Source organism: Clostridium sp., from assembly GCF_036642255.1.
In the GTDB taxonomy this organism is placed as follows: Bacteria; Bacillota; Clostridia; order Clostridiales; family Clostridiaceae; genus Clostridium_J.
Window position 1 is genome coordinate 1 of record NZ_JAVWDJ010000015.1, and the last position, 26,195, is coordinate 26,195.

20 protein-coding genes and 1 other annotated feature are annotated in these 26,195 nt (G+C 32.5%); of the genes, 1 reads left to right on the plus strand and 19 read right to left on the minus strand.

Annotation, left to right across the window (positions count from 1 at the left end):
- The 9 genes from RR409_RS10095 to asnA form a co-directional block, all read right to left on the minus strand.
- Window positions 1–1,345, minus strand: a 1,345-nt coding sequence (locus tag RR409_RS10095; RefSeq protein WP_332557627.1) for an SLBB domain-containing protein, incomplete at its 3' end; no start/stop codon positions are given.
- Window position 1,346: 1 nt separating this feature from the next.
- Complete coding sequence (locus tag RR409_RS10100) at window positions 1,347–1,823, minus strand: NAD(P)H-dependent oxidoreductase subunit E (RefSeq protein WP_332557628.1); 477 nt, start codon at window positions 1,821–1,823, stop codon at window positions 1,347–1,349.
- Window positions 1,824–2,459: 636 nt separating this feature from the next.
- The gene (locus tag RR409_RS10105; RefSeq protein WP_332557629.1) at window positions 2,460–4,139 is read right to left on the minus strand and encodes a methyl-accepting chemotaxis protein; all 1,680 of its coding nucleotides are present in this window, start codon (window positions 4,137–4,139) and stop codon (window positions 2,460–2,462) included.
- Between the two features lie 328 nt (window positions 4,140–4,467).
- Window positions 4,468–5,241: a formate dehydrogenase accessory sulfurtransferase FdhD gene (fdhD, locus tag RR409_RS10110; RefSeq protein ID WP_332557630.1), complete on the minus strand. Its 774-nt coding sequence runs from the start codon at window positions 5,239–5,241 to the stop codon at window positions 4,468–4,470.
- Window positions 5,242–5,247: 6 nt separating this feature from the next.
- On the minus strand, window positions 5,248–5,859 hold the full coding sequence (locus tag RR409_RS10115; protein ID WP_332557631.1) for a molybdenum cofactor guanylyltransferase: 612 nt from the start codon (window positions 5,857–5,859) through the stop codon (window positions 5,248–5,250).
- A gap of 330 nt (window positions 5,860–6,189) precedes the next feature.
- Complete coding sequence (locus tag RR409_RS10120; RefSeq protein ID WP_332557632.1) at window positions 6,190–7,050, minus strand: FAD/NAD(P)-binding protein; 861 nt, start codon at window positions 7,048–7,050, stop codon at window positions 6,190–6,192.
- Window positions 7,050–8,165, minus strand: a complete 1,116-nt coding sequence (locus tag RR409_RS10125; protein WP_332557633.1) for a 4Fe-4S dicluster domain-containing protein — start codon at window positions 8,163–8,165, stop codon at window positions 7,050–7,052. Before RR409_RS10125 ends, RR409_RS10120 begins: the two co-directional genes overlap by 1 nt.
- A complete protein-coding gene (fdhF, locus tag RR409_RS10130) occupies window positions 8,166–10,202 on the minus strand; it encodes a formate dehydrogenase subunit alpha (RefSeq protein ID WP_332557634.1) in 2,037 nt (678 codons plus the stop codon). It lies immediately after the preceding gene.
- A gap of 401 nt (window positions 10,203–10,603) precedes the next feature.
- Window positions 10,604–11,626 (minus strand): aspartate--ammonia ligase, encoded by a 1,023-nt coding sequence (gene asnA, locus RR409_RS10135; RefSeq protein WP_332557635.1) that lies wholly within the window; start codon window positions 11,624–11,626, stop codon window positions 10,604–10,606.
- A gap of 92 nt (window positions 11,627–11,718) precedes the next feature.
- Window positions 11,719–11,968, minus strand: a binding site (T-box leader).
- A gap of 446 nt (window positions 11,969–12,414) precedes the next feature.
- Between asnA and RR409_RS10140 the strand changes: the two genes are divergently transcribed.
- Window positions 12,415–13,518, plus strand: a complete 1,104-nt coding sequence (locus tag RR409_RS10140; RefSeq protein WP_332557636.1) for a DEAD/DEAH box helicase — start codon at window positions 12,415–12,417, stop codon at window positions 13,516–13,518.
- A 280-nt stretch (window positions 13,519–13,798) separates the two neighbouring features.
- On the opposite strand, the gene RR409_RS10145 is transcribed toward RR409_RS10140, so the two are convergent.
- The 10 genes from RR409_RS10145 to RR409_RS10190 all read right to left on the minus strand — a co-directional run bounded on the left by RR409_RS10145 (window position 13,799) and on the right by RR409_RS10190 (window position 25,621).
- Window positions 13,799–14,563: a MerR family transcriptional regulator gene (locus RR409_RS10145; protein WP_332557637.1), complete on the minus strand. Its 765-nt coding sequence runs from the start codon at window positions 14,561–14,563 to the stop codon at window positions 13,799–13,801.
- Between the two features lie 358 nt (window positions 14,564–14,921).
- Complete coding sequence (gene araD / locus RR409_RS10150; protein ID WP_332557638.1) at window positions 14,922–15,620, minus strand: L-ribulose-5-phosphate 4-epimerase; 699 nt, start codon at window positions 15,618–15,620, stop codon at window positions 14,922–14,924.
- Between the two features lie 195 nt (window positions 15,621–15,815).
- Window positions 15,816–16,658, minus strand: a complete 843-nt coding sequence (locus RR409_RS10155; protein ID WP_332557639.1) for an L-ribulose-5-phosphate 3-epimerase — start codon at window positions 16,656–16,658, stop codon at window positions 15,816–15,818.
- A gap of 45 nt (window positions 16,659–16,703) precedes the next feature.
- Window positions 16,704–18,215 carry an FGGY-family carbohydrate kinase gene (locus tag RR409_RS10160; RefSeq protein ID WP_332557640.1) on the minus strand — a complete coding sequence of 504 codons (1,512 nt, stop codon included), beginning with the start codon at window positions 18,213–18,215 and terminating at the stop codon, window positions 16,704–16,706.
- A gap of 33 nt (window positions 18,216–18,248) precedes the next feature.
- Entirely contained in the window at window positions 18,249–19,037 is a 789-nt protein-coding gene (locus tag RR409_RS10165; protein ID WP_332557641.1) for an inositol monophosphatase family protein, read from the minus strand.
- 217 nt (window positions 19,038–19,254) lie between these two features.
- A complete protein-coding gene (locus RR409_RS10170) occupies window positions 19,255–20,787 on the minus strand; it encodes an FGGY-family carbohydrate kinase (protein WP_332557642.1) in 1,533 nt (510 codons plus the stop codon).
- Window positions 20,788–20,852: 65 nt separating this feature from the next.
- Window positions 20,853–21,929: an alcohol dehydrogenase catalytic domain-containing protein gene (locus RR409_RS10175; protein WP_332557643.1), complete on the minus strand. Its 1,077-nt coding sequence runs from the start codon at window positions 21,927–21,929 to the stop codon at window positions 20,853–20,855.
- Window positions 21,930–22,005: 76 nt separating this feature from the next.
- Window positions 22,006–22,998 (minus strand): ABC transporter permease, encoded by a 993-nt coding sequence (locus tag RR409_RS10180; protein WP_332557644.1) that lies wholly within the window; start codon window positions 22,996–22,998, stop codon window positions 22,006–22,008.
- Window positions 22,999–24,495, minus strand: a complete 1,497-nt coding sequence (locus RR409_RS10185; RefSeq protein ID WP_332557645.1) for a sugar ABC transporter ATP-binding protein — start codon at window positions 24,493–24,495, stop codon at window positions 22,999–23,001.
- 181 nt (window positions 24,496–24,676) lie between these two features.
- Window positions 24,677–25,621 (minus strand): ABC transporter substrate-binding protein, encoded by a 945-nt coding sequence (locus tag RR409_RS10190; protein ID WP_332557646.1) that lies wholly within the window; start codon window positions 25,619–25,621, stop codon window positions 24,677–24,679.
- Between the last annotated feature and the right edge of the window lie 574 nt (window positions 25,622–26,195).

Sequence of the window (26,195 nt, forward strand, 5' to 3'; positions counted from 1 at the left end):
CTGCCTTTTTAAGAGAATCAAAGTCTAAAGGTAAATCAAGATGTTCCTTTGTTAGGCATCCGCCTGATGGGCCCCCTATTTGTACAGCCTTGAACCCTGTACCACCTCTCATGCCTCCACCTATATCGAAGATAACTTCTTTTAAAGTCGTTCCCATTGGTACTTCAATTAACCCTGTATTTTCAATATTTCCAGTTAGGGCAAAAGCCTTTGTCCCTGGACTTTTTTCAGTTCCAATGGTTTTATACCACTGTGCTCCTCTATAAATTATTGAAGTTATATTAGCAAAAGTTTCTACATTATTAAGAACAGTAGGTTTACCAAAAAGTCCTTGTTCCACAGTTCTTGGCGGTTTTACCCTTGGCATTCCACGTTTTCCTTCAATAGATGCAGTTAGAGCACTTCCTTCACCACAAACAAAGGCACCTGCACCTTTATTAATCTTTATATCAAAATTAAAGTTCGTACCAAGAATATTTTCTCCTAGAATACCGTATTGCCTTGCTTGATTTATAGCATTATTAAGTCTACTCACTGCAAGAGGGTACTCTGCACGAACATATATATATCCTTCTTGAGCTCCACAAGCAATTCCAGCTATCATCATTCCTTCAAGTACTCGATGTGGGTCTCCTTCCATCATACTTCTATCCATGAAAGCTCCCGGATCACCTTCATCTCCATTACAAACAATATACTTTATCTTTTCCTGTTGACGTTTTACTTGAGACCATTTACGGCCAGCCGGAAAACCTCCACCACCACGTCCTCTTAAAGTTGACTCCTCTATGGTATTAATAATATCGTCAGCACTCATTTCAAATAGTGATTTTTGAAGAGCTGTATACCCTCCTACTGCAAAATATTCCTCTATAGATGTTGCATCAATATGACCACAATGTTCTAGCGCAACTCTAGTTTGTTTTTTATAAAAAGGGATCTCTTCTTGTCTCTTATGTATTTCTCCATCTTTGCTATACGCAAGTCTCTCTACACATTGATTATTAACAATAGTTGTATCTAAAATCTCCTCACAATCCTCTGGTTTTACTTTTATATATAAATAACCCCAAGGCTCAATTCTCACAAGTGGTCCCATTTCACAAAAACCATGACATCCACTTTTCTTAATTCCCACTGATTCATCATGTGGCTCTTTTTCAAGACTTACTTCACAGTTTATATCTTTTTCTTTCATCAGTCTTGTAAATTCATCATAAATATCTAACGCACCACCAGCAACACAACCAGTACCTGCACAAATAAGTATCTTTATTGTTTGCGATTCTAATCTCTTATTATATGTCCCTTGAATATTAATTAAATCCTGTCTATTAAGAAGCATATTATTTCTCCTCCTTAAGAGCATTTAATAGTTCTGTTACTTTTTCTGGAGTCATAGACCCGTAAACTTTTTCATTAATCGTTATAACTGGAGCAAGTCCACATGCACCAAGACAGGAAACAGTTTCTACCGTAAACTTCAAATCATCTGTAGTAGTCTTAATTTCAGATAATTTTAATTCTTTTCTTAACTTCTCCAATATTGGAATAGACTTTCTAACATGGCAGGCTGTTCCATCACATATCTTTATAATGTATTCGCCCCTAGGTTCTAAAGAAAAGTTTTCATAAAAAGTTGCTATACTGTATATCTTAGCTCTACTTATACTAAGTTTCTCTGAGAGATATGCAAATATCTCCTTAGGCAAATACCTATATATTTCTTGAGTATCCTGAAGAATTGCTATGATGTTGCTAGCTTTAAACTCATGTTTTTCTAAAATATTGTCTAAGTCCCGATAATCAAATAGCCTACTCATTATATTTCCCCCTTGAAATATTGTTAAATTATTATCACGATTATATATTATGCTAATTTTTAAAATATTTCAATAGTGACTAATATTTCTAATATTAAATAATTATGGGTAAAAAAAGCTTTTTTATTAATAAATGATTTTTATTAAGTTAAATCCTTCACAATTTTCAATAAACCTCCAATGTCAACGACAACGATATTTTGATAAAAGCAACGTGTTTTTATTTGTTTTTATTATATTTCCTCTATATTCTTTGGCCCTAGACCCTCCTAATAATTTTCTAACTATTTTATATAGGATACCAATTAAACCTCATATTCAAGATTTCTTTTATTTGTAAAAAGGAAATGCAAGAATATCGCAATATTATTGCTAAAAATTTAACTATTTATTCATTGATACTTTTTTATCAAATACCACTCTTGCTTTTTTAAATTGACACCCATTCATGGGACTTTTTTTGCACAATAACTTTAATACTAAGAACATTCATAAACTGAATAAGTAACAAATTTTAGTCACCGAATCTTTTCCTCAAAATAACTTCTCCTTTTTTGTTATTTTCTATTATAAGTTCTTTAAAATAGATATTTTACGGTAAAAAACAAAAGAGCTATACAATAGCTCTTTTGTAACTTATATTTTAAACTTATCAATATTATCATTTAATCTATTTGTCAGATCATTGATTTTGTCAGATAAATTTGATAATTCTTCCATGGTAGAGGCATGTTCTTGCACAGAAGATGCTATTTCTTGAGTAGATGCAGATATTTGCTCTGATATTGCAGATACTTCTTCCACATTACTCATTATCGCTTCTTCCTCTGATACTACGCTCTTTATAGCTTGAAAAATGTTTTTAAACTCAGGAGTAGTTTTATTAACTTCTGACTGTATATTTTTAAAGGCAGTCATTGTATTATCTACCATATGCATTTGATTGTCCATTTTAACTGAAATATCTTTTGTAATACTAGATACACTTTGTACACTGGTAAGAATTCCTGTAGTTATTTCATTAATACTCCTAGATGAATCCATTACCTGCTCAGCTAGTTTTCTAATTTCTTCAGCAACCACCGAGAATCCTTTACCTGCTTCACCTGCTCTAGCTGCTTCTATAGCAGCATTTAATGCAAGTAAATTTGTTTGTTCTGCCACACTATTTATAACGCTCATTATCTCGCCAATTTTATTTGCATCTCCATTTAAATACATTATATTTTCTGTTGCAGCACCAAATGAATTTCTAACATCTTCTATAGATTTAACTAATTCTGTCAGCCTTTCTGCTCCAACATTTGCAGTGCTTTCAATAGCTACACTGCTTGTAGTGGTATCTTTCACTTTTTCCTGTATATGATATAAAGAGGTACTAAATTTTTCTATGGCTTTAGTTGCATGATTCATACTACTATCTTGTTCACAAATTCCTTGTGCTACCTCTTGAATAGAATCAGAAACAATCTTACTAGAGTTTTCTACATTTCCACTTGAAGTTTTTAAGTAAACCGATATGCGACTAAGATCATGCATACTATCCTTCATTTCTCTTAGCATTTGTTTTATTATATATATGGACTGATTAAGAGCATCAGCTAATTTCTTTGTTTCATCATTTCTATTACTATTAAATTCTACTGTAAAGTCTCCCTTTGCAAAATCATCTAACTTATCTATAACATTAGTTATTGGTTTTGTTATTCTTTTAGCCATAATTACACCAACGACGATGGCGAGAGCCTGAACTATTAAAGCGATAATAATAATTTGCTTTAAGCTTGCAGTAATCATGTCATTCATTACATTTAAGGAAATTCCAATACTAATAGTTCCAACTAACTTTTCACCTTGATAAAAAGCAGTAGACACATTATAAACCTTCTCTCCAGTTTCTGTTTCAAAAATATATCCTGAAGATTTTCCTTCTTTTATACTCCCTGCAACTTCTTCACTTTGTTGCTCACTAGCACCAGTTACTGCATCGGTGCTTTCTCCTGAGTCTTGTGAACCTTCATTATCACTAGAAGCAATTATCTTTAGATCTGTATCTGCAAGAGATATGTATTTTATATTTTCTTTACTTTGCGACTTAACTTCCTTTAGTATTGTTTCAATTTTCTTTGAATCATTAAAATCATATTTACCTATTTCTCTGTTAATAACAGTAACAAGATTTGTACCATCATTTTTCATTTGATTGGTTACTGCAGATCTAATTTGATAGATAGAAACTGCTGTAAATATAAGTGTACAAACAAAAGTTAGCACTATGAAAGATGTCAATATCCTCATTTTTAATGATTTAAACATTATATTCCCTTACCCCCTAGTTCGACTAATTGCATTTTTTTCTCATAAAATAAACAAGTTCTTAAATTTATTTCGACACCCACTATTGAAATCCTCTATTTTTCACATGAATAAAAGTTTGTAATTGTTTACCATTACTTTATTATAGTTTTAAAATTAAGCTCTATTTGAATAGTCCTTACTTATGTACCTATTTATCTTTTTCACAAAAAAATCTGTGCAATCTTTTAATATAAATTAAAAATTATTATCTAAAAGAAACCACAGATTTTTATGGTATATAACAAATTATACTAATGAATTTTACCATGATTCTTTTAACTAGAATTCATCTAGTAATCCTATTTGCCCCACAATAAACATTCATTCTAAATCCACGTGCAAAGCCTATAACTGTTAGATTTGCAGATTCAGCTATTTCTAAGGCTAATTTTGTCGGGGCTGAATGTGATATTATCACTGGAATACCTGCTTTTATTGCTTTAATAATTATATCTGAAGAAATTCTACCAGTAGTCATTACAAGCTTATCTTGAAGATTAATGTTATTCATAATAGCTTTTCCAATAACTTTATCTAAGGCATTATGTCGTCCTATATCCTCTGCGAAAAGAAGAATACCTTCATTATCGCAAATAGAACAACTGTGTACTCCCCCTGTTTCTATAAAAAGCTCAGATTTACAATTAAATTCTCTCATAAGTTTTAAGATAGTCTTAAATGAAAATTCATGATTACTTTGAATTGCTTCAATTCCCCAACCCTCAATAAATCTTAGTTGAATACTCCCTTTTCCACAACCAGAAGTTGTGGCCTGTATTGTATCAAAACCCATTTTAATGTGCTCTTTTAAAATTACACATACCCTATCATCGAACTTCTCTTCGATACTTTCAATAGATTCCATAGATGAAATGACGCCTTCAGAAGATAGAAATCCTATTGTCAATTCAATGGCTTCACTTGGTGTGCACATCATAACTGTATAAAATTTCTCATTTATATATATTTTCAATGGCTTTTCTACTATTATAGAATCATGCACTTCTTCCCATGCTTCATTATTTATTTTTAAAATGTTTATTTTTTTTGTATTATTCATAGGCAACTATTCCTCCAAAGTTAAATTACAAGCTTTTTCCAGCAAAATCAAATCTGTCTTATAGTTTAAGTTTGTAAAAATACACATATCCTTACAGTATGTTCTTACAATTTCATCTTCTACATAATGCATATTGCAATTGCTGATTACCTTTAATAACTTAAAGTTATTTTCATCTAACTGATGTTTAAAAATAGACACCATTCCTTTTGAATAAAAAGCTTGTAGAGGCTCAATTTGTCCAGAATTATATGAAGCCACACCCTGATAATTTTCACTTTTTATAAGTTCTTTCATGTATTTTATATAATGTAGATTTATTATAGGCATGTCACATGCAGTTATAAAGACATAGTTAGAAACTGCATAGTTTAAAGCAGTATAAATTCCGCCTATAGCTCCAGAGTCAGGAAGCGAATCTTCAACTACCCTGTATTTCATATGTCTAAACTTTTTCTTGTCATTTGACACTAAAATTATCTCTTCAAAAACTTGCTCCAATTGTTCTGCAATGATTTCAATAAGGAGTTTACCATCAATTTTAATATCTCGCTTATCAAAACCCATTCTTCTACTTTTTCCACCACATAAAATTGCCGCAGTTCCAAATTCTTTCAATTGTTTTCCTCCATTGTGTGTACATACCAAGTTTGTGTGTACAAAATTAAATTTTCTGTGCAAAATCTAGTTTTCTGTCCAAATAGATAGCTTCAACAGCACTAAGGTAATTTTGTGAACGAAAAAATGTCTACATACTTACGTAATAGGCATTTACAAAATTGAAAATTTAAATCCACCTAAAAATCAATTCATCTATGCTTTAGTTTTCATATATAAATTGTGGTTTGTAATCCCTTAATAAATTTAAATACAAGCTTATCGGATAATCTCACGTTGATAATCTTCATTATAAGTTACCTGAGAAATGCCCGAATAGCATTTATATTCTTAGAACTCAGGTGGTAATGCTAGCATCTCCTCATAGTTGAAAACTGGTCCATCAATGCACATATACTTACTTCCCACCTTGCAGTGTCCACATTTACCTATACCACAGCGCATATGTGTTTCCAGCGAAGTATATATATCCGTTGCTTTCATACCGAGATTTATTAAATCCTTAGCTACTGCTTTTATTCTTCTAGGTGATGCACAAATAATTGCAGAAGCATTTTTCCAATCTAGGCCCAAATCAGGTAGCAAATCATTTATATAACCTACATGAGCTTCAACCTTATCCGTGGGATTGCTTAATGCATATAGAACTTCCGCACCTTCACTATTTTTCCATTGTATCAAATCTTCCTTATAAACTAAATCCTCATAAGAAAGAGCGCTTCCGATAACAACAACTTTGCCAAAATCTTGTCTATTTTCCAACATTCTAACTATCATTGTCCTTACTGGAGCAAGTCCTACTCCACTTCCCACAATTATTACATCTCTACCTTTGAAGTTCTCATCTTCAAAACCTTTACCAAATGGTCCTCTTAACCCAACCTTATCTCCAACCTTCATGTCGTGTATTGCTTTAGTTACTTTTCCAGCTTTTTTTATACAAAAATCGAATTGATTCTTTGTGTTTGGAGAAAATGGAATTGATATAGCTATTTCCCCTACACCAAATACTGTTATTTCAAAAAATTGTCCATGGAATTTAAAATTATCATGTAAGGTTTTATCTTCATACTGCATTATAAAACGCTTTATATTTCTTGTTTCCTCAATTATATCTGTAATCACTGCAACTTGTGGTGTGTAAACCTCCTCACAACTAGTTCCTTGATTTAGTTCATGATTATGGTTCATTACGCTTTCACCCCTTCTACATTGCTATATTTCTTATTAAATTCACTATCACTGGCAACTTCGCTATTTAACGTATCTAAATCACTTTCAATGTCAATGCCTTTTTCTGATAACTCATTGATGATATTAACAATATTTATGTTTGCTGGACAAACTTTTATGCATCTTCCACACCCAGTGCAGCCCTTCATATTAAATCTTTCTTCTATATATTTCAATTTGTCGTATATTCTATATCTTACTCTTGAAACACCATTCCTTGGATTATGCTCTCCAGCATTTCTAGTAAAGGAATCACTTTGGCAAGAATCCCAATATCTAACTCTGCAGCCGCTATTATTACAATTATTTTCCTCTACCACATTGAAACATGTACATGTAGGGCACATCATTGTGCACCCTGTACATCTAATACAGTCCTTAGAAAGTTGTTCCCATATTGTGTTATTGAAATTTTCCTCAAGAACCTTATGCACATTATGTGCCTTAATCTCTGTTTTGAATTCCTTCATAACATTGTGCTGTATTACATTTTTTTCATCTAAGCTTAATTCATCAGCTTTCTCAAAGAAATCTTCAGCAAGAGCCATTAGTTCTTCGCCTTTTTTGCTTCCTATCTCTATTAAATAAACATCTTCAAGAGGGGTTAATAGAACATCATACCCCACTTCAGCAAAAGGCCCGATCTTCAATGAATTACAAAAACAACTTTCTCCAATCTTTACACAGTTTGTAGCCACAATATAAGTTGAATCTCTATGTTGTTCGTAATTCCCATCAACGTAATCTTCTAAGAAAAATTTGTCCATATATGCAATCCCATAAGCGTCACAGGATCTAACTCCAAAAAGTATCTTTTTAGTATTTTTAGAATCTTTGTAAGTCTCAACTTTTATGTTTTCACCCTTTCTTTCCCATTTAAAAAGTGCCTCTCTTTGTTTAAAAAGAAATTCCTTTACAGGAAAGGTAAAATTAATATAATCTAAAGTTAATTTATCTTCCTCATAAGGAAGAAGCATAACTTCTCCTTCCTCTTCTGTGGGTGCATAAACTACAAACTCCTTAGACCAAAGTTTCAGTAAACCTTGCAAATTTTCTTTTTTTAGTGTTACCATTTATTTCACCCCTTCTATTTTCACTGCACAAACTTTGTACTCTGGAATTTGTACAACTGGGTCTAAATTCCTTCCTACAAGGTTATTTACGGCTACTTCCCAAAAATGGAATGGAATAAACACAACACCTTGCACTATTTTATCAGTGATGTGAACTTCAGTAATTACATGCCCAATACTAGAAGTTACCTTAACTTTACCACGCTCTCTTAAGCCAAGATTTTTTGCATCGATTGGATTAATCTCCATAAAACCATGAGGATATTCTCTATCTAGTGCCCAAGCTCTCCTAGTCATAGTACCAGTATGATAATGATGCTGCAAACGACCTGTAGTTAAAATATATGGATATGCTTCAGTAGACTTCTGACTTGATTCTTCATATTCATTTACAGTAAACTTTCCAAGTCCACGTACAAACTTTTCTTTATGCAAAAATTTTGTTCCTGGATGATTTATATCTGTACAGGGCCACTGCAAACTTCCTTTATCAAGTCTTTTGAAAGTTATACCACCATAACTAGGCACCAACGATCTAATTTCTTCCATTATTTCTTCTGGTGAAGAATACTCTGCAGGATGTCCTAAAGCTTTAATTACTTGGCATAAAACTTCCCAATCTGCCTTACTGTTTCCAACAGGTTCTATGGCTTTTCTTACCCTTTGAACTCTTCTCTCTGTATTTGTAAAAGTACCATCCTTTTCAATAAAGCTTGCTCCAGGTAATATTACATGCGCAAGCTTTGCAGTTTCAGTTATAAAAATATCTTGAACTACAAGAAGTTCTAAACTTTCTAAAGCTTTTTTAACATGATTAAGATTTGGATCAGAAAGCATTGGATTTTCTGCCATTATAAAAAGTGATTTTACACTTCCATCAATTGCACCATCCATCATTTCGCCTAAGGTCTTTCCATTATCACAGGCAAAATCTTCTCCCCATACCTTAGAAAATTTATTAAATATCTTTTCATCTTTTAGAGATTGATATCCTGGAAGTGTATTTGGAAGTGCTCCCATGTCACAGGCTCCTTGCACATTATTTTGTCCCCTTAAAGGATTCACACCTGTGCCTTCTCTTCCAATATGCCCAGTTATTAAAGCAAGGTTAGCAATTGCTCCCACAGATTTTGTTCCTGTAACATGCTGTGTTACCCCCATTGCATAAACAATTGAAGCTGTTTTTGCCTTAGCATACAATCTTGCTATATGTCTAATGGTATCTTCAGATATCCCGGTTTCAATAGAAACCTTGTCAGGGGTATACTTTTCAACTGAAGCTTTAAATTCCTCAAAACCTTCAGTTAAATTGACCACAAAATTTTCATTGTATAAATTTTCACTTATAATTACATTCAATATACCATTTATAAGTGCTAAATTACTTCCTGGTTTAATCGGAGCATAAGTATCTGCATATTCTGCAAGAGGTATCTTTCTTGGATCTGCTACAATAAGCTTAGCCCCCTTACTTTTAACTGCATTTATTATCCTCATGCCAATTAAGGGATGCTGCTCTGTAGTATTAGACCCCATAACAAGAATAACTTCTGCATCTTCTAATTCTTCAATGGAATTCGTCATAGCTCCACTTCCAAATGCTGTAGCTAAACTAGCTACTGTGGGGCTATGTCAGAGACGGGCACAATGATCAATATTGTTAGTTTTCAAAATAGCTCTTGCCAGTTTTACAATTAGGTAATTTTCTTCATTAGTACATCTTGCAGAGGATAAGAATCCAAGCGCATCAGAACCATTTCTTTTTATAATATTCTTCAAAGATGTTGCAATAAATTTAAGTACAGTATCCCAAGAAACCTCTTTAAAACTTCCATCTTCATTTCTCATTAAAGGCTGTTTAATTCTATCTTTATGTTTAACAAAACTATATCCTTGCCATCCTTTAACGCATAGTTTTCCTTTGCTCACTGGATGATCATTTTTAGGCGTAACACCGACTATTTCGTTTTCTTCAACATTCAAGTAAAAATTGCAACCACAACCACAATAACCACAAGTAGTGAGTACTTTTTTCATGTACCTTTACCTCCACTTAAAATACTAATAAATTTTTAAGAATCATTTTAAACTTATGAATATCTTTTAATTTCATTACTATTTATTCAATATTTTTAATGGTTTTTCCTTCTTTAACAAGATATTTAATTTACCTTTTTAACATTGTTAATAAAATGTCAATATTGAACATTACAAAAATTATCGTAAGTTCAGCAAGTTTAATGAAAATATCTATTTTTTAGACTAAATTTAATTAAATTAGATTTTGATAATATATATTCTAAGTTTTTATAGAAATTTCATGAATAAAGCTTCAAGAAATTATGATTTATAATTAATTAATTAACAATTTTATTAGTTATCTTTTAAAAATAAAACTCCCACCTTAAGTAGATGGGAGTTTTGCGTTATAAAATAGATTATAGTAAAATAATATTTTCTTCCATGCAGTCCTGTATCATTTCTGGTGACCATATTGAAGCGTGAACTTCTCCGATATGAGCCTTCCTTAACATGTACATACATATCCTCGATTGTCCTATTCCACCACCTATAGTATAAGGAAGTTTGCCTTCCATTAATAACTTATGGAACTCTAATGATTTTCTATCTTCACAATGTGCTAACTTAAGTTGCTTTTCAAGAGTTTCTTCATCAACCCTTATTCCCATTGATGAAAGTTCAAAAGCTTTTTCTAACACAGGATACCAAAATATAATATCACCATTAAGTGTCCAGTCATCGTAGTCTGGAGCTCTTCCGTCATGCTTTTCTCCAGATTTTAGCGTGTCTCCTATTTTCATAATAAATACTGCTTTTTTGTCTTTACATATAGCATCTTCTCTTTGCTTTGGAGTAAAATCCGGATACAAATCTTCTAGTTCTTGAGTAGTTATAAAATAAATATCTTCTGGTAAAATTTTCTCTATTTGTGGGTATAATTTGTTAATACAGTGTTCAGTATCTTTAAAAACCTTATATATAGTTGTTACTATTTCTTTTAACTTATTTATTGTTCTTTCTTCTTTTAAAATTATCTTTTCCCAATCCCATTGGTCAACATATATAGAATGAAGATTATCTAAGTCCTCATCTCTTCTTATTGCATTCATATCTGTATATAATCCTTCACCATTATTAAACCCATATCTAAATAAAGCCATTCGCTTCCATTTAGCAAGTGAGTGTACAATTTCTACATTAGCTCCAGCCATATCCTTAATATCAAAGGTAACAGGGCGTTCAACACCATTTAAATTATCATTCAAACCAGTGTCGGTTTTTACAAAAAGAGGTGCTGAAACTCTAGTAAGATTTAATTCTTCTGATATTTTTGTTTCAAAAAAGTCCTTCACTTGTTTAATGGCAATTTCTGTGTCCTTAAGTCCAAGAAGTGGTTTATACCCACTTGGTATTGCAAGTTGTTTTTTATAAGTTATCATAGTTTTTACCTCCCGAGTTATTATTGATATTAATCATGGCCATGATTAGTTTTAGAAAATGAAAGAGAATACAAAAAGCCCTTCATCCTATACAATAGGACGAAGGGCTGGACTTTCGCGGTACCACCTAAATTAGCTATAAAAGCTCACTCTAAATCAGTACGGAATTTTCTTCGATACTGCCCTATATATAACGGTTAGGCTCCGTCCACACCTACTCTCACAAAGATTTCAGCTAGCAACTCAGAGATGTTCTTCACTATAGACTTCGTGTGGAACTTTCACTATCGTCCACTCGCTTTGACTACTTTCTATACCTACTCTTCTCGTCATAGTTTTTCAGAAAATTAACTTATTGATATTTTAACTTGCAAAAATAACTTTGTCAATATATCATTTTTTCCCATATATAAAAAATAAGATTATTGATTATTCAATTTGTTGATTTATAACAATTGAATACGATTACACTTTTTCTTGAATTTTTTAAAAAATATTAAACTTATATTAATTGATGATAATGTAATAAAAAATCTCATACTAATTATACTATTATTAGTATTAATTCTCACAGTATGGTATTATTAACTGATTAAATAAGTTGCTTTAAATACAATCAGTTAATTTATAGTGTTTCTTACTTCATATTTTGTAATATGAACTTTAGCTTTAAGAAACATCGCATGGAAATATGTTTTATTATCTAACATAAAATATTGGTAACATTTATCCATCCTTATTTAAAATGGTAAATAAAAATGCAAGCTTCAAATGAAAGGTAGAAAAGAATGAATTTTAGAGAATTAGGTATTAGTGAAGATATAATAAAAATATTAAAACATAATGGCATTACTGAGCCAACAGCTATTCAACAAGAATGTATTTCTGTTATTAAAGCTGGTAAAGATGTTATAGCAGAATCCCAAACTGGCACTGGAAAAACCCTTGGATTTTTACTCCCTCTTTTTGAAAATATATCTATAGAGAAAAGTGAAATTCAAGGGTTGATTGTAACTCCCACAAGGGAACTAGCTATTCAAATTACTGAGGAAGCTATGAAGCTTAAAGAAGGTAAAGATATAAATATTTTAGCTGCATATGGTGGTAAAGATATCGGCTCTCAATTAAAGAAGCTAAAAAACAACATTCATCTCATTATTGCTACCCCAGGCAGACTTTTAGATCACCTTGAAAGAAAGACAGTGGATCTAAGTAAATTACAAACCTTAATAATAGATGAAGCAGATCAAATGCTACTTATGGGATTTAAGAATGAAGTTGAGTCTATTATAAAAGAAACTTCAAAAAAGCGACAGACTCTTTGTTTTTCTGCCACTATAAATTCTGATGTTAAAAAGTTAGCCTATAAGTATATGAATGAACCTTCAATGATTTCCATAAAAAAGGAAGAAATTACTCTTGATGCAATTAAACAATACGTGGTAGAAACTACTGACAGAAGAAAACAAGATGCCTTATGTGCTATTCTAGATCAAGATAATCCCTTTATGGCCATCATCTTCTGTAGAACTAAAAGAAGAGCTGACGACCTTGAGGTTGCACTATATAGACGTGGGTATAACTGTACTAAGTTACATAGTGATATAGTTCAATCAAAACGCGAAAGATTGATGAAAGCTTTTAAAAATGCTGATTTCCAGTATTTAATAGCGACAGATGTAGCCTCTAGAGGTTTAGATATTAGTGGAGTTAGCCATATCTATAATTATGATATTCCAGAAACTGTTGAAACCTATATACATCGTATAGGTAGAACCGGAAGAGCTGGTGAAGAAGGCTACACTTGTTTATTTGTAGATCCAAAGGATTTTAGGCTCTTAGAAGATATTGAGAGAACTATAAAATTTAAGATCCCTAGAAGAACTGTATAGTGTGTAAGTGTATATAATAAAAAAAGTTTTTATATAAATTAACCCTCTACCTTACTAAAATTATTAAGGTGGAGGGTTTTCGTATGATTTTTTATAATTTTATATAGAATCTATCTATAAATCAGTTAAATATTTAGTACATAAATTATCTAAAATTATTTAAATCCAATATTATTTATCTTTAGCTTTATGCTACCCCTGTAATTGAACTCTTCTTGAAAATCAATCTTTAAGGATATTGAACTTTTTAAATCAGAATAGAGTTTTCCTTATTTTAGATTTATTTATTCATTCCAGTATAAATAAAAATTGCATCCCTTAAAAATTCAGCACATCCAGGTTGCTTATCATCATAGTAGGCTTTAAATCTTTCATCATCCACATACATTTGAGCAAGACCTGCATGAGCTTCTTTGCTATACTTTGGCCAAGAGTAAGTTAACCATTGCTTGTGTAAATCTGCTGCTTTTTGTGCTAATTCACCAGCTGGGTCACCAGTTTTAAATGCCTCCGCTAAAATTTCTCTTACTTCTTTTTCAAGACTTGCTACAGCCTCATACTGTTCTTGAGTCATATTCTTGAACATTTTATTGGATTTTTCTATTGTATCATCACCGTATTTTTCTCTGATTTCTTTGCCATATTTCTTCTCATTATCATCTATCATCTTTTGTTTAAAACCTTCAAATTTTTCTTTATCTGCCATTTTAATTCTCCCTTCAGTTAGAGCTATGGTTTTATCCACATTAGCTATTAACATGTCTAATTGTTGTCTTTTTTCAAGGAGTTTTTCACGATGTTCTCTCAGTGCATTTGCTCCATCAAAGGAAGGTGCAGTTACTATATCCTTTATACTTTCTAAGCTTACACCTAACTCCCTATAAAATAGAATTTGTTGTAGTCTATTAACTTCTGCTTCACCATAAATTCTATATCCTGAGGAATTAATTCTTGCCGGCTTAAGAATTCCTATTTCATCATAATATCTTAGGGTTCTGGTGCTTACTCCTGCTAATTTTCCAAGCTTTTGCACTGTGTACTCCATGGTTTCGCCTCCCTTTATTATTACTTTACACCTTTACGTCGCGTTAAGGTCAATAGGTATTTTAAAAATATATATCTTTTTATTGTTTATCATAAATAAATGTTTAACAATATATTTTATCTTTGAATATCACTTTAAAGTTGTAAAAAATGTGATTTTTTTAACTCAATACTGAGGTATAATTCTGGCTTTTAGAATAACATTTATATAATTTAACTCTAAAACTACTAAGTTTATTATAATATAAGCAAAAACACCTCAACATATAAGTTGAGGTGTTTTCTATATAAGAACAACAACGGGGACTAATTGTTCTTCACTTCTACCCAGTGAAAAGCAGCCTGTGTTGAAGTTTTCATTATGCTTGTTTCTTTTGACCGTAATAAGCATTACTACCATGCTTTCTAAGAAAATGCTTGTCTTGTAAATAACTTTCAGTTGCACTTTGGCTAGAGTTTATTGTTATGGTTCTATAAGCCATTTTTGCTACTTCCTCTAAAACCACCGCATTGTGAACGGCCTCTTCTGGACTCTTTCCCCATGAAAAAGGTCCATGATTACATACTATTACACCTGGAATAAAGTTTTCATTTAGTTCATTAAATCTTTCAAGTATTACATTACCAGTTTGTAATTCATATTCTCCTTCAACTTCTTCTTGGGTCATCTTTCTTGTACAAGGAATATTTCCATAGAAGTAGTCACAGTGTGTTGTCCCAAAGCATGGTATATCTTTTCCTGCTTGAGCCCAACTAGTAGCCCATGGTGAATGGGTATGTACAACCCCACCTATCTCAGGAAAAGCCTTATATAAAACCAAATGAGTTGGTGTGTCTGATGAAGGATTTAACTTTCCCTCAACTATGTTTCCATTTAAATCTACTACTACCATATCATCTGCTTTCATATCTTCATAAGATACTCCGCTTGGCTTTATAACTACTAATCCTTTTTCTCTATCAATTCCACTTACATTACCCCAAGTATAAGTTATTAATCCCTTTTTGGGCAATTCAAGATTAGCATTTAAAACCTTTTCTTTCAATGCTTCTAACATAATTCTTCTCCTTTCATTTCTAATATATATTTTTCCACTAACTAATAAACAAGTTGTTTTATTCAATAACTTTCACAGAAGATTTAGTTGTTATCCGGATTTTAATTTAAAGCTGTTACTTCACTTTAGGGTGAAGTGGACACTTTTAATGAAAATCCTGTTAAAAAGTAGTATATAATCACCTAACTACCATGTTCAATTTTGGTTGCTTTTAAAATTTGCTCTTAAAAAGTTATTAGCAAAAATCAATTCTTGTCTCCAATTTAAATTCTCATTGTACCAAAACTCCGCAGTAAACATATTAACACCATTTTCTTTAAGCAATTTAATAGCACTTTGAAAATCTACGTGGCCTGTGCCATAAGGAATTTCTCTAAACTTTCCTGGCAAAGATTCTTTAAGATGTGCTGCTACAATCTTTCCTTTTCCTTTTGAGATATCATCTAATACATCTGTAAAGTATTTCTTAGATGCATTTGTAATATTCCCAATATCAGGATATACATTTAGATATGGTGAATTAATTGCTTCTACATATTTCATTGCTTTTTCAACAGTGTTCATAAACTCCGTTTCCATAGTCTCAAAGCCTAAAATAACACCTTTTTGTGATGCATATTCAACAGCTTGTTTTAAATTTTTACCAAATCGCTGTATTGTTTCAGATGTAGATTCCTCATAATAAACATCATATCCAGCAATTTGTATAATTCTAATCCCTATATCACTTGCTAGATCAATAGCTTTTTTCATTATATCCATTGCTTTTTCAACAATTACTTTATCATTACTTCCAATTGGAAACTTTCTGTGCCCACTCAAACACATAGTTTTTATCGGAAGCCCTGTACGAAACATGGCTTCAACTATTGCCTTTCTTTCTTCATGGCTCCATTGAAGTCTCTGCAACTTTGCATCTGTTTCGTCAATGCTAATTTCTAAAAAATCAAAGCCAGCATTTTTACCTTCCATTAATTTTTCTTCTAAAGAAAGTTCATTAGGCATGGATTTTTCATATAGTCCTAATAGATATGACATAAAAGCCTCCATTTCAATTCATATACTATAAAAAGCTTTAGTAATTTAAAACTTCTTCCATAAGCTATCTAAAGCTTCAGTAGTTTCCTTATATAAATTAAATTTAGATTTATAAATTTCAACATTTTCTTTAATGGGTTCAACTCTTTGTTTTACTTTAACTAATACTTTTGCTGCTTCTTTTAAATCTTCAAAAACACCAGCAGCTACACCAGCAGCCATAGCAGAACCTAGTGCCCCTAACTCCTTCGTTTCTATTATCTCAATAGGTAAGTTAAACACATCAGCAAATATTTGAACCCAAACTTTAGAATTTGCAGCACCACCAGCTAATCTAACAGCCTTAGGCTTTGAACGATTCATAAGTAGCTTTTCAGTATGAACCATATGACAAAAAACAATTCCTTCAAACACTGCGCGGGTCATTTGCTCTTTTGTGTGGGAACTATCCATTCCAATTAGACAAGCTTTTGCTTGTGGATTATAGTTTGAACCAAAGATATATGGTAAAAACATGATGTTCTGTTCACCTGGATTTACAGATTCCACCATTTCATTAAGCAAGTCATAAACATTAATCCCTTTTTCCTTAGCTAATGCTCTTTGCTCACCCATAAATTTATTTAAAAACCATTCGTTATTTGCCGCAGAAGTTGGGCTGCACTCTTCAATAAGGTAATAACCAGGAATACAATATAATGAATTCATCATAACTGTTTTATTAAGAACTGGTTCCTTAGAAATATATTCATTAATGCTCCATGTACCTGCAATAACACAAAGATTGTCCTCATCTGTAATATCCATAGCAATAGCACAAGCATCAATGTCAAACATTCCAGCTGCCACAGGAGTTCCTTCAGCTAGTCCTGTTTTTCCACTAGCATCTGCTGTAATATATCCTGATATTTCTGTGGAGTATTTCAGTGGAGGAAGCTTGTCATAGATATCTTCCAATCCAAAGTCCTTTAAAAGTTCTCTATCATATTTTGCTTCAATAATATTTACAAAGCTTGAACCTGAAATATCTGTAATTTCAGCATTAGCCTGTGCTGTTAATCTAAATCTAATGTAATCTTTAACTCCAAATATCCACTTAGTATTTTCTATTACCTCAGGATTATTATCCTTCAGCCAACTAACAAGCGATACAGGCTGACAAGCTAAAATCTTTTGGCAAGTTTTTTCAAATACCTTCTCTGCTGTTCCATCACTATTCCACTTTTCTGGATACATATAGGCCCTTGTATCAGTTGAAACAATCCCGTTATATGCAGGCTTGTTATCTTTACCCCATAAATAAAGTCCTTTTCCATGCCCTGAAAGAGAAATTCCCAAGATTTCTTTTGGTTTAATCCCAGCTTTTTCAATGGATTGCTTTAAGACTCCACAATTTGCCTCCCATAAGGCATCCATATCTCGTTCTGTACGTCCCTCACCAGGTGTAATCAACTCAACCTGTTCATATGCAGAAGCTATTGTATTCCCTTCTACATCAAAAATAACTGACTTTATATATGTTCCACCATTATCTAAACCCACTAAATATTTTCCCATAATAGCCTCCTAATTGTAGTAACTGCTATAGCATTAATAATTTTTATCAACTTCTTGAACTTCATTAAGAAGCAAATTGCATATTGTTTCATTACCAGCAATAATTGAGATTTTCCTATCATCTCTGAAGTTAACAACTTTACCTCCCGCCTCTTCTACTAAGAGGATTCCAGCCGCTACATCCCACAGATTTATATTCATTTCCCAATATCCATCAAAAAATCCTGCCGCTACATATGATAGATCAACAGCGGCAGCACCACACCTTCTAAATCCTCTTACTTTTGGTACAATTGCTGTAGTATATGTAATGTTATTTGCTTTGTGAGTAGCTTTATCATATGGAAAACCAGTAGCTACAATGGACTGCACTAGTGAATTTTTAGTTCCTATCCTTAATTTCCTCTGATTTAAGAATGCACCTTCACCTTTAATTGCCGAAAACATTTCATTAATATAAGGTGCATACACAACACCTAGCATAGTCTCAACTTTATATTGAAGTGCTATGGATATGGCGAATATTGGAATACCATTAGCATAATTATTCGTGCCATCAAGCGGGTCCACCACCCACAGATAATCTGATTCTTTATCAAACTTTCCACTCTCTTCAGAGAGAATCCCATGATTCGGGTACACATTCTTTAAATGATTTAGAATTATTTCTTCTGAAAGTTTATCTACTTCTGTAACCAAGTCTATAGCGGTGGATTTTGATTCAATATATAAATTCTCTTTTCTAAAGTTAATTAACTGTATACTTCCTACCTTTTTAGCAAGTTCCTTAACATCATCTAAAATTTCATGTAAATCTTTCATCACAAACCTCCATATCCTTCAATTTCCTAAGAAAAATCACACAATAATTTTGCAATTTATTTTTATATCTTCAAAACTAATCAATCTATATGCTAGTGATTTTTGGTAATATCACAACAACAGGACCTATTAATAACCTAACTATCAATAAGGCCCAGTCTGTATCTGTTTTAGATTATTGTTAGACGAAATATATTAGATAACTTTAACATGTTAATTATTTCAAACATGCTATTTCAGCCATATTATCTTTTAAATTCAAATAAATCTTTTTATATATTGCAAAATTTCTATCATATAATTTTGTATTTTCTAAGTTAGGCTCAATTGTTTCATCAAATTCTAACCACTGAGCCAATATGCTTGGATTTTCGAAAACCCCTGTTGCTAGCCCCGCTAACAATGCATCAGCTAACGGTGCTTCCACGTCATTTTTTATAATCCTCACCGGCTTACCTGTAACATCAGCAAAAATTTGTGGCCAAATCTTTGATTTTGAACCTCCACCAACAAGAATAATTTCTTTATCCAACTGCACATTTGTACCTGATACCATTTCAATATTGTGACGTAATGAGTAAGCTACACCTTCCATAAATGCTTTATATAGGTGTCCTTTATTATGAACAAGACTTAATCCAAGTATAGTTCCACGAGCGTTACTATCCCAAATTGGACTTCTTTCTCCCATAAAGTATGGAAGTACAATCAACCCTTCCGAACCTGCTGGGATATTCACAGCCTTATCTTCCAATAAGCTATAGGCATTAATTCCTGTTTCTTCTTCCTGAGATAATTCCTCTACTCCAAGCACATCTCTAAACCATCTCATCACAGCTCCTGCAGTAGCAGCTCCTCCAAAGGTATAAATTTTATTTATTGAGTCTATCACATGAGGCATACTAACTAAACTCTCTGAAAGATTAGACTCTTCAGTAATAAATCCCCAACACATAGAAGTCCCCATCATAGCCACATGATTTCCATCATTAAATGCTCCTGCCCCTAATGTAGCAACCGCTGCATCAACACCACCACAAATGATTGGAGTTCCAACTTTCAATCCTGTTAGTTTAGCAGCTTTTTCAGTGACTCCACCTACTACTTCAGTACATTCTACAAGTCTTTGAGGGAAGAATTTCACTGGTATTTCTAAGCTTTCTAGCATCTTAGTTGACCATTTTCTTTCTTTTAAATCATATACCCCACCGATATTTCCTGCTGATGAATGATCAGCAGCCACTTCTCCAGTCAGCTTATATACAATATAAGAAGCTGGTGGTAAAAAATAATGTATTTTATCCCATATATTTAGATTGTTTTTCATCCATAAAATTTTAGTGAACCCGAAATATGAATTAACAGAGTTGCCAGTGGTTTTAAACAATTCATCCAAATCAACATTATCTTTTACCCAAGTAACTTCATCTTCAGCTCTACGATCCATCCAAATTAAACAAGGAGCTAAAGGATTCATTTCTCTATCAACAGGGATGCCGGAACCACCATACAAACTACTTATAGCAACCCCTTTAATATCTTCTGCGTTAACATTAGATTTATCAACAACACCTTTTATGGTTTCGAAAGTGGCTTCCACCCATGGCTCAGGCCATTGCTGTGCCCAGGAAGGCTTTGGAGTTTCAACATCATATCCTTTATAACTATGTGCTAGCACTTCACCTTTTGGATTTATCAAAACTGCTTTAGTTCCCTGAGTTCCTATGTCAACTCCAATTAAATATTTCATATCTTCAACTCCTCTTGTTAATTCAAGTATTAGATTTATTTTTATCACTTTTAAAGCATTCCCTTTTAAAAGGTAATTGCTACTTTAAAATCTCCATGTTTACCTGTTGCGTACTCAAAAGCCTCTTCCCATTGTTCTATCGGAAAACTGCGTGACACTATACCATCTGTTTTTAAGTTTCCATTAGCAATGTTTTCAATAACAAATGGATAGCAATATGGGCTTAAGTGAGCACCTAAAATATCCAATTCTTTACGGTCACCAATGATTGACCAATCAACAGTTGTTGGAGCACTAAACACACTAAACTCAACAAAACGACCTAACTTTCTTATCATACTTAGTCCTTGAGTCACGCTAGAAGGATGACCGGTTGCTTCAATGTAAATATCACAACCATATCCCTCTGTCATATCAAGAATTTCTTTAACCACATCAGTTTTTGATGGATTCATTACAATATCTGCACCAAATTCTAATGCTTTTTCAAGACGTGAATCAACCATATCTAAAACAATTAGTTTTCTAGGATTTTTCATTCTTGCATAAGTAACCATACCTAATCCAAGGGTACCTGCACCAGAAATTACAACAATATCTTCACATCCAATTTGAGCTCTATCTACACAATGCTTAGAACAAGCATAAGGTTCAATTAACAATGCATCTTCTAGTTCCATTGACTTTGGCACTTTGTGAATCACAGAAGTTTTAGGATAGCGAACATATTCTGCCATACCACCATTGTTTTGTTTCTGGAATCCGAAAATATCATGAGGTTGGCACATCCAATAATGTCCGTCCTTGCAGAATCTACATTCCCCACAAGGAACTATTTGGTCAGCAGTTACTCTATCCCCTATTGAGAAATTCTTTACATTTTCACCTACTTCAACAATTACTCCAAGAAATTCATGACCTGGTATAAATGGAGGTTTTACCCATGAAGGTTGTACTTCATCTCCCCAGAACATTGCTGCACCATGTTGGCATTTTAAATCTCCAGCACAAACCCCGCAGCCTTCAGTTTTTATAATAATGTCGTCTTTTCCACATTGTGGTGTAGGGTAATTTGCTTCAAAACGATAATCACCCTTACCATATGCTACTAAAGCTTTCATTGTTTCAGGTAGTTTTGACATATTAAATCCTCCTTAATATTTCACATTCATTAATAATTTTTATTCATTCATTAGTTTTCAAAATTCAAACTACAATCTATTTTTTCTTTTTTGAACTAAAGTAAATAGCTAAAAGTATTATTAGTCCTTTTAACACTCTTTGAACGTATGGAGAAACTCCCATAAGGTTAAGTCCATTGCTTAGTACTCCCATTATAAGTACACCTAAAAAAGTTCCTAAGATATTTCCACGTCCCCCTGCGATGTCAGTTCCACCTAACACTACTGCAGCTATAGCATCTAATTCAAAGCCTACACCCGCCATTGGTTGCCCTGACATAAGCCTAGAAGTTAACACCATTCCACTTATTGCAGCAGTTAAGCCACTTGTAAGATAAGCAATGATTTTATATTTGTTTACCTTAACCCCTGATAAACGAACAGCTTCTTCATTTCCACCAATTGCATAGATGTATCTACCCATAGGTAAATGATTTAAAATTATATAAGCAATTGCATAGATAAGAAGCATAACAATAACTGGCATTGGGATTATATTGAATAAATATCCTCTACCTAAGAACGAAAATCCATCAGGTAGCCCAGCTAATGGATATCCTCCAGTATATAAAAGGGCTAATCCACGAGGAATCTCCATCATTGCCAAGGTAACAATGATTGGAGGCATCTTTGCATAAGCAATCAAGGTACCATTTATAAGTCCAAATATTGCCCCTACAGCAATACCTAGAAGTACAGCCACAATAGGAGGCATTCCAAAATTAATCATAGCACCAGCCATAACGGTACTTGCAATTGCCATAACAGATCCAACAGAAAGGTCGATTCCTGATGTTAAAATAACAAAGGTCATACCCACAGCTAAAATTCCATTTATTGCAACTTGTCTTATTATGTTAACTAAGTTATCATAATCTAAGAATTTATCCGAAGCTAATGTCATTAATAAACATAGTCCTAAAAATCCCAAGAAGGTTACAAATTCTTTCTTTAACTCTTTTCCTTTTAAAATTCCAGTTAAAAAATTTCCACTTTTTTTTGGTTCATATGCTTTTTGAGAATCAATCATTTACTCTACACCCCCGGTTGCATAATACATAATTTTTTCTTGACTTGCTTCTTTTGCACTTAATTCTCCAGTTATCTCACCCTTACGCATAACTAGTATTCTGTCACTCATTTCTAGCACTTCTGGAAGTTCTGATGATATCATAATAATCGAAATCCCTGTATCAACTAATTGCCTCATAAGTTTATATATTTCTGATTTTGCTCCTACATCTATACCTCTAGTAGGTTCATCAAAAATCAAGATTTCACTTTCTGTATTTAAACATTTAGCTATTACCACTTTTTGTTGATTTCCACCACTTAAATTTTTTACTAATCTCTCAATACCAGGCGTCTTAATACTTAAGCTTTTCACAAACTTATCAACAATGCTCTTTTCTTTAGTCTTATCAATAAGTTTAAACTTGCCAATAATATTATCAAGCCCAGCTAAACTAACATTACTCTTAATAGATGCCTCCAAAACTAGTCCTTGGCTTTTCCTGTCCTCTGGTATTAAAGCTATACCACTCTTTAATGCTTCATAAGGAGATTCAATATTAGTCTTTTTCCCCTTTATAAAGATCTCTTTTTTCTCTACTTTATCTGCACCAATTAATGCTCTTACCACTTCAGTTCTTCCAGATCCTACCAGGCCTGAAATCCCTAATATTTCACCTTTGTTAAGTTTAAAAGATACATTTTTCACCTTGCTGTTATTCAGGTTTCTTACTTCCAAAACCACTTCTTTTTCATCTTCAAGGTTTTTATGTTGTGGGAAAGTCTCATTCAATTCTCTTCCAACCATCATATGTATAATTATACCTTCAGTAACTTTATCAATTGATTCAGTACCAATCCATTTTCCATCTCTTAAAACACTAAACCTGTCTGCTATCTCAAATATTTCATCCATATGGTGAGAAATAAAAATCATAGTTACTCCATTTTTCTTTAAAGTATTCATTAAATCAAAGAGATGTTTTGTCTCACCCTCAGTTAATGTGGCTGTTGGTTCATCTAATATTAGGAATTTTGAATTCACTGAAATTGCCTTAGCAATCTCAATAAATTGCTGCTCCGCTACACTAAGTTCGTCCACCGTTACATCTAAATTGACCTCAACATCAATTCTTTTTAACAGCTCCTGAGCCTTTTCTTTCATAGCCTTCCTATCTAGCAGACCATTACTCTTTCTCAATTCTCTACCTAAAAATATATTATCAACAGCATTGAGATAAGGAATCAAACTAAATTCTTGATGTATAATGGTTATTCCTAATTCTTGTGCTTGTTTTGTATTTTCTAAAACAATCTCTCTTCCATCAAAAATCACCTTACCACTGGTAGGTTTATAAATTCCAGATAAAATTTTCATTAAAGTTGATTTTCCTGCTCCATTTTCTCCAACTAAGGCATGAATTTCTCCACGCATTACATCAAAACTTACACCATCTAGAGCTTTTGCACCAGGAAATTCTTTTCTTATATTCACTAACTCTAAAATTTTATCCACTGTAACACCTCCTCCATTTTCTTGCTAAGATCATTTAAATAGTGAACTTAATCACTATAATAAGCTAGTTTTATTGAATCATATCTGGAAAGACATTCGATTCCACCAGTACATATTTCACTAAAAAAATTAAAGTATGGCACTCCAAAAATTGGAGTGCCAATATTATTAACAAAAACTCTTACCAACTGAAACCATTAGCATTTTCTTTTGTCAATAACTTTACATCTACTGGTACTTCTGTTGGGACATGAGCACCTAGTTGTTTAGCTAATGCTATTCCAAAAGCTATTCTTACTTGGTCACGAGGATATTGAGCAACTGTAGCTTTGAAGATTTTCCCTTCAACTATAGCTTTTACTGCTTCTGGTGCACCATCAACACTGTAAACCCCAATATCTTTTCCAGCACTTTCTATAGCAGCAACAGATCCAAGAGCACCAGTATCATTAACACTGAAGATCGCATTTAAATCTGGAGTTGTTTGCATCATATTTTCTGTAACAGTCATTGCCTTACTACGCTCTTGTTCCCCATTTTGATTATCTACAACTTGAATATTTGGGAATTCCTTCATAGCAGCTTCAAAGCCTTTTACCCTTTCAAGAATTGGAACTACTGGAATACCATTAAGAATAGCAACTTTTCCTTTTCCATTTAAATCTTTTGCTAACTGTTTTCCAGCTTGATATCCTGCATCATAGTTTTTAGAGCCTACAAAAGAATCGATTGGTCCATTTGCTTGTGCGTCAACACAAACTACTGTAACTCCGGCCTTTTTTGCTGTAACAACAGCTGTTTCGATCCCCTTACTATCTGTTGGGTTTAGTAGTAAAATATCCACACCCTTTTGAATCATATCTTCTATATCACTAGTTTGTTTATTTACATCATGCTTTGCATCAGTAACTATAAGATTAGCTCCAACCAAAGCTGCTGCTTCTTCAACAGCCTCATTCATAGTAATGAAATAAGGATTGTCCATTTCTTGGAAAGACATTCCTATAGTTATTTCCTTAGCTGCACCAGTAGCTTCTTTGTCTGTTGATGTTTTTGCAGTTGTACTACATCCTGTAACTAACAAAGTTGTAGCAATTACTAAACCTAATATTTTTTTCATTTTCATTATAATACCCCTCCTAAATTAAATAACAGTAAACCTTTACTTGAAGTTTTCATTTTGAAAGTCCCTATTCATCAATCCTTTGAATCTCCCTTTAAATCATAACTCCTCCCTTCAAATAACAAACTTTAGTAACTTGTTATGTATAGTTTAAGATTATTTTTTAAATGCTATGCAGTGCTTTATGAAGTGCTTTTACTATCTAGAATTAAGAAATATTCTAATGTTTTTAATGACTTGAATAAAATGTTACTAGCATCTAATAAATAACCTTATTTAGTTTAGAAATTAGAATTATATAAAAAGAGATGCCTCGTCTATACATGAGAAGGGCATAAAACTCCCTAGGGCTCATGTATATACGAGGCACCATAACCTCTAGAATTCTGAATCTACCATAAACACAAAATTCAATATATTTAATTTTCACTTTACTTTAACTATATGATTAATTCTTGTAATTTATACCTGCCATAGGAATAACTCAAACAAAATTAATCAAAAATTTTATTTATTAATATTTATTTTATTATTATTTAAAACGTATACATACAAGATAAAAAAATAAACATCTAAA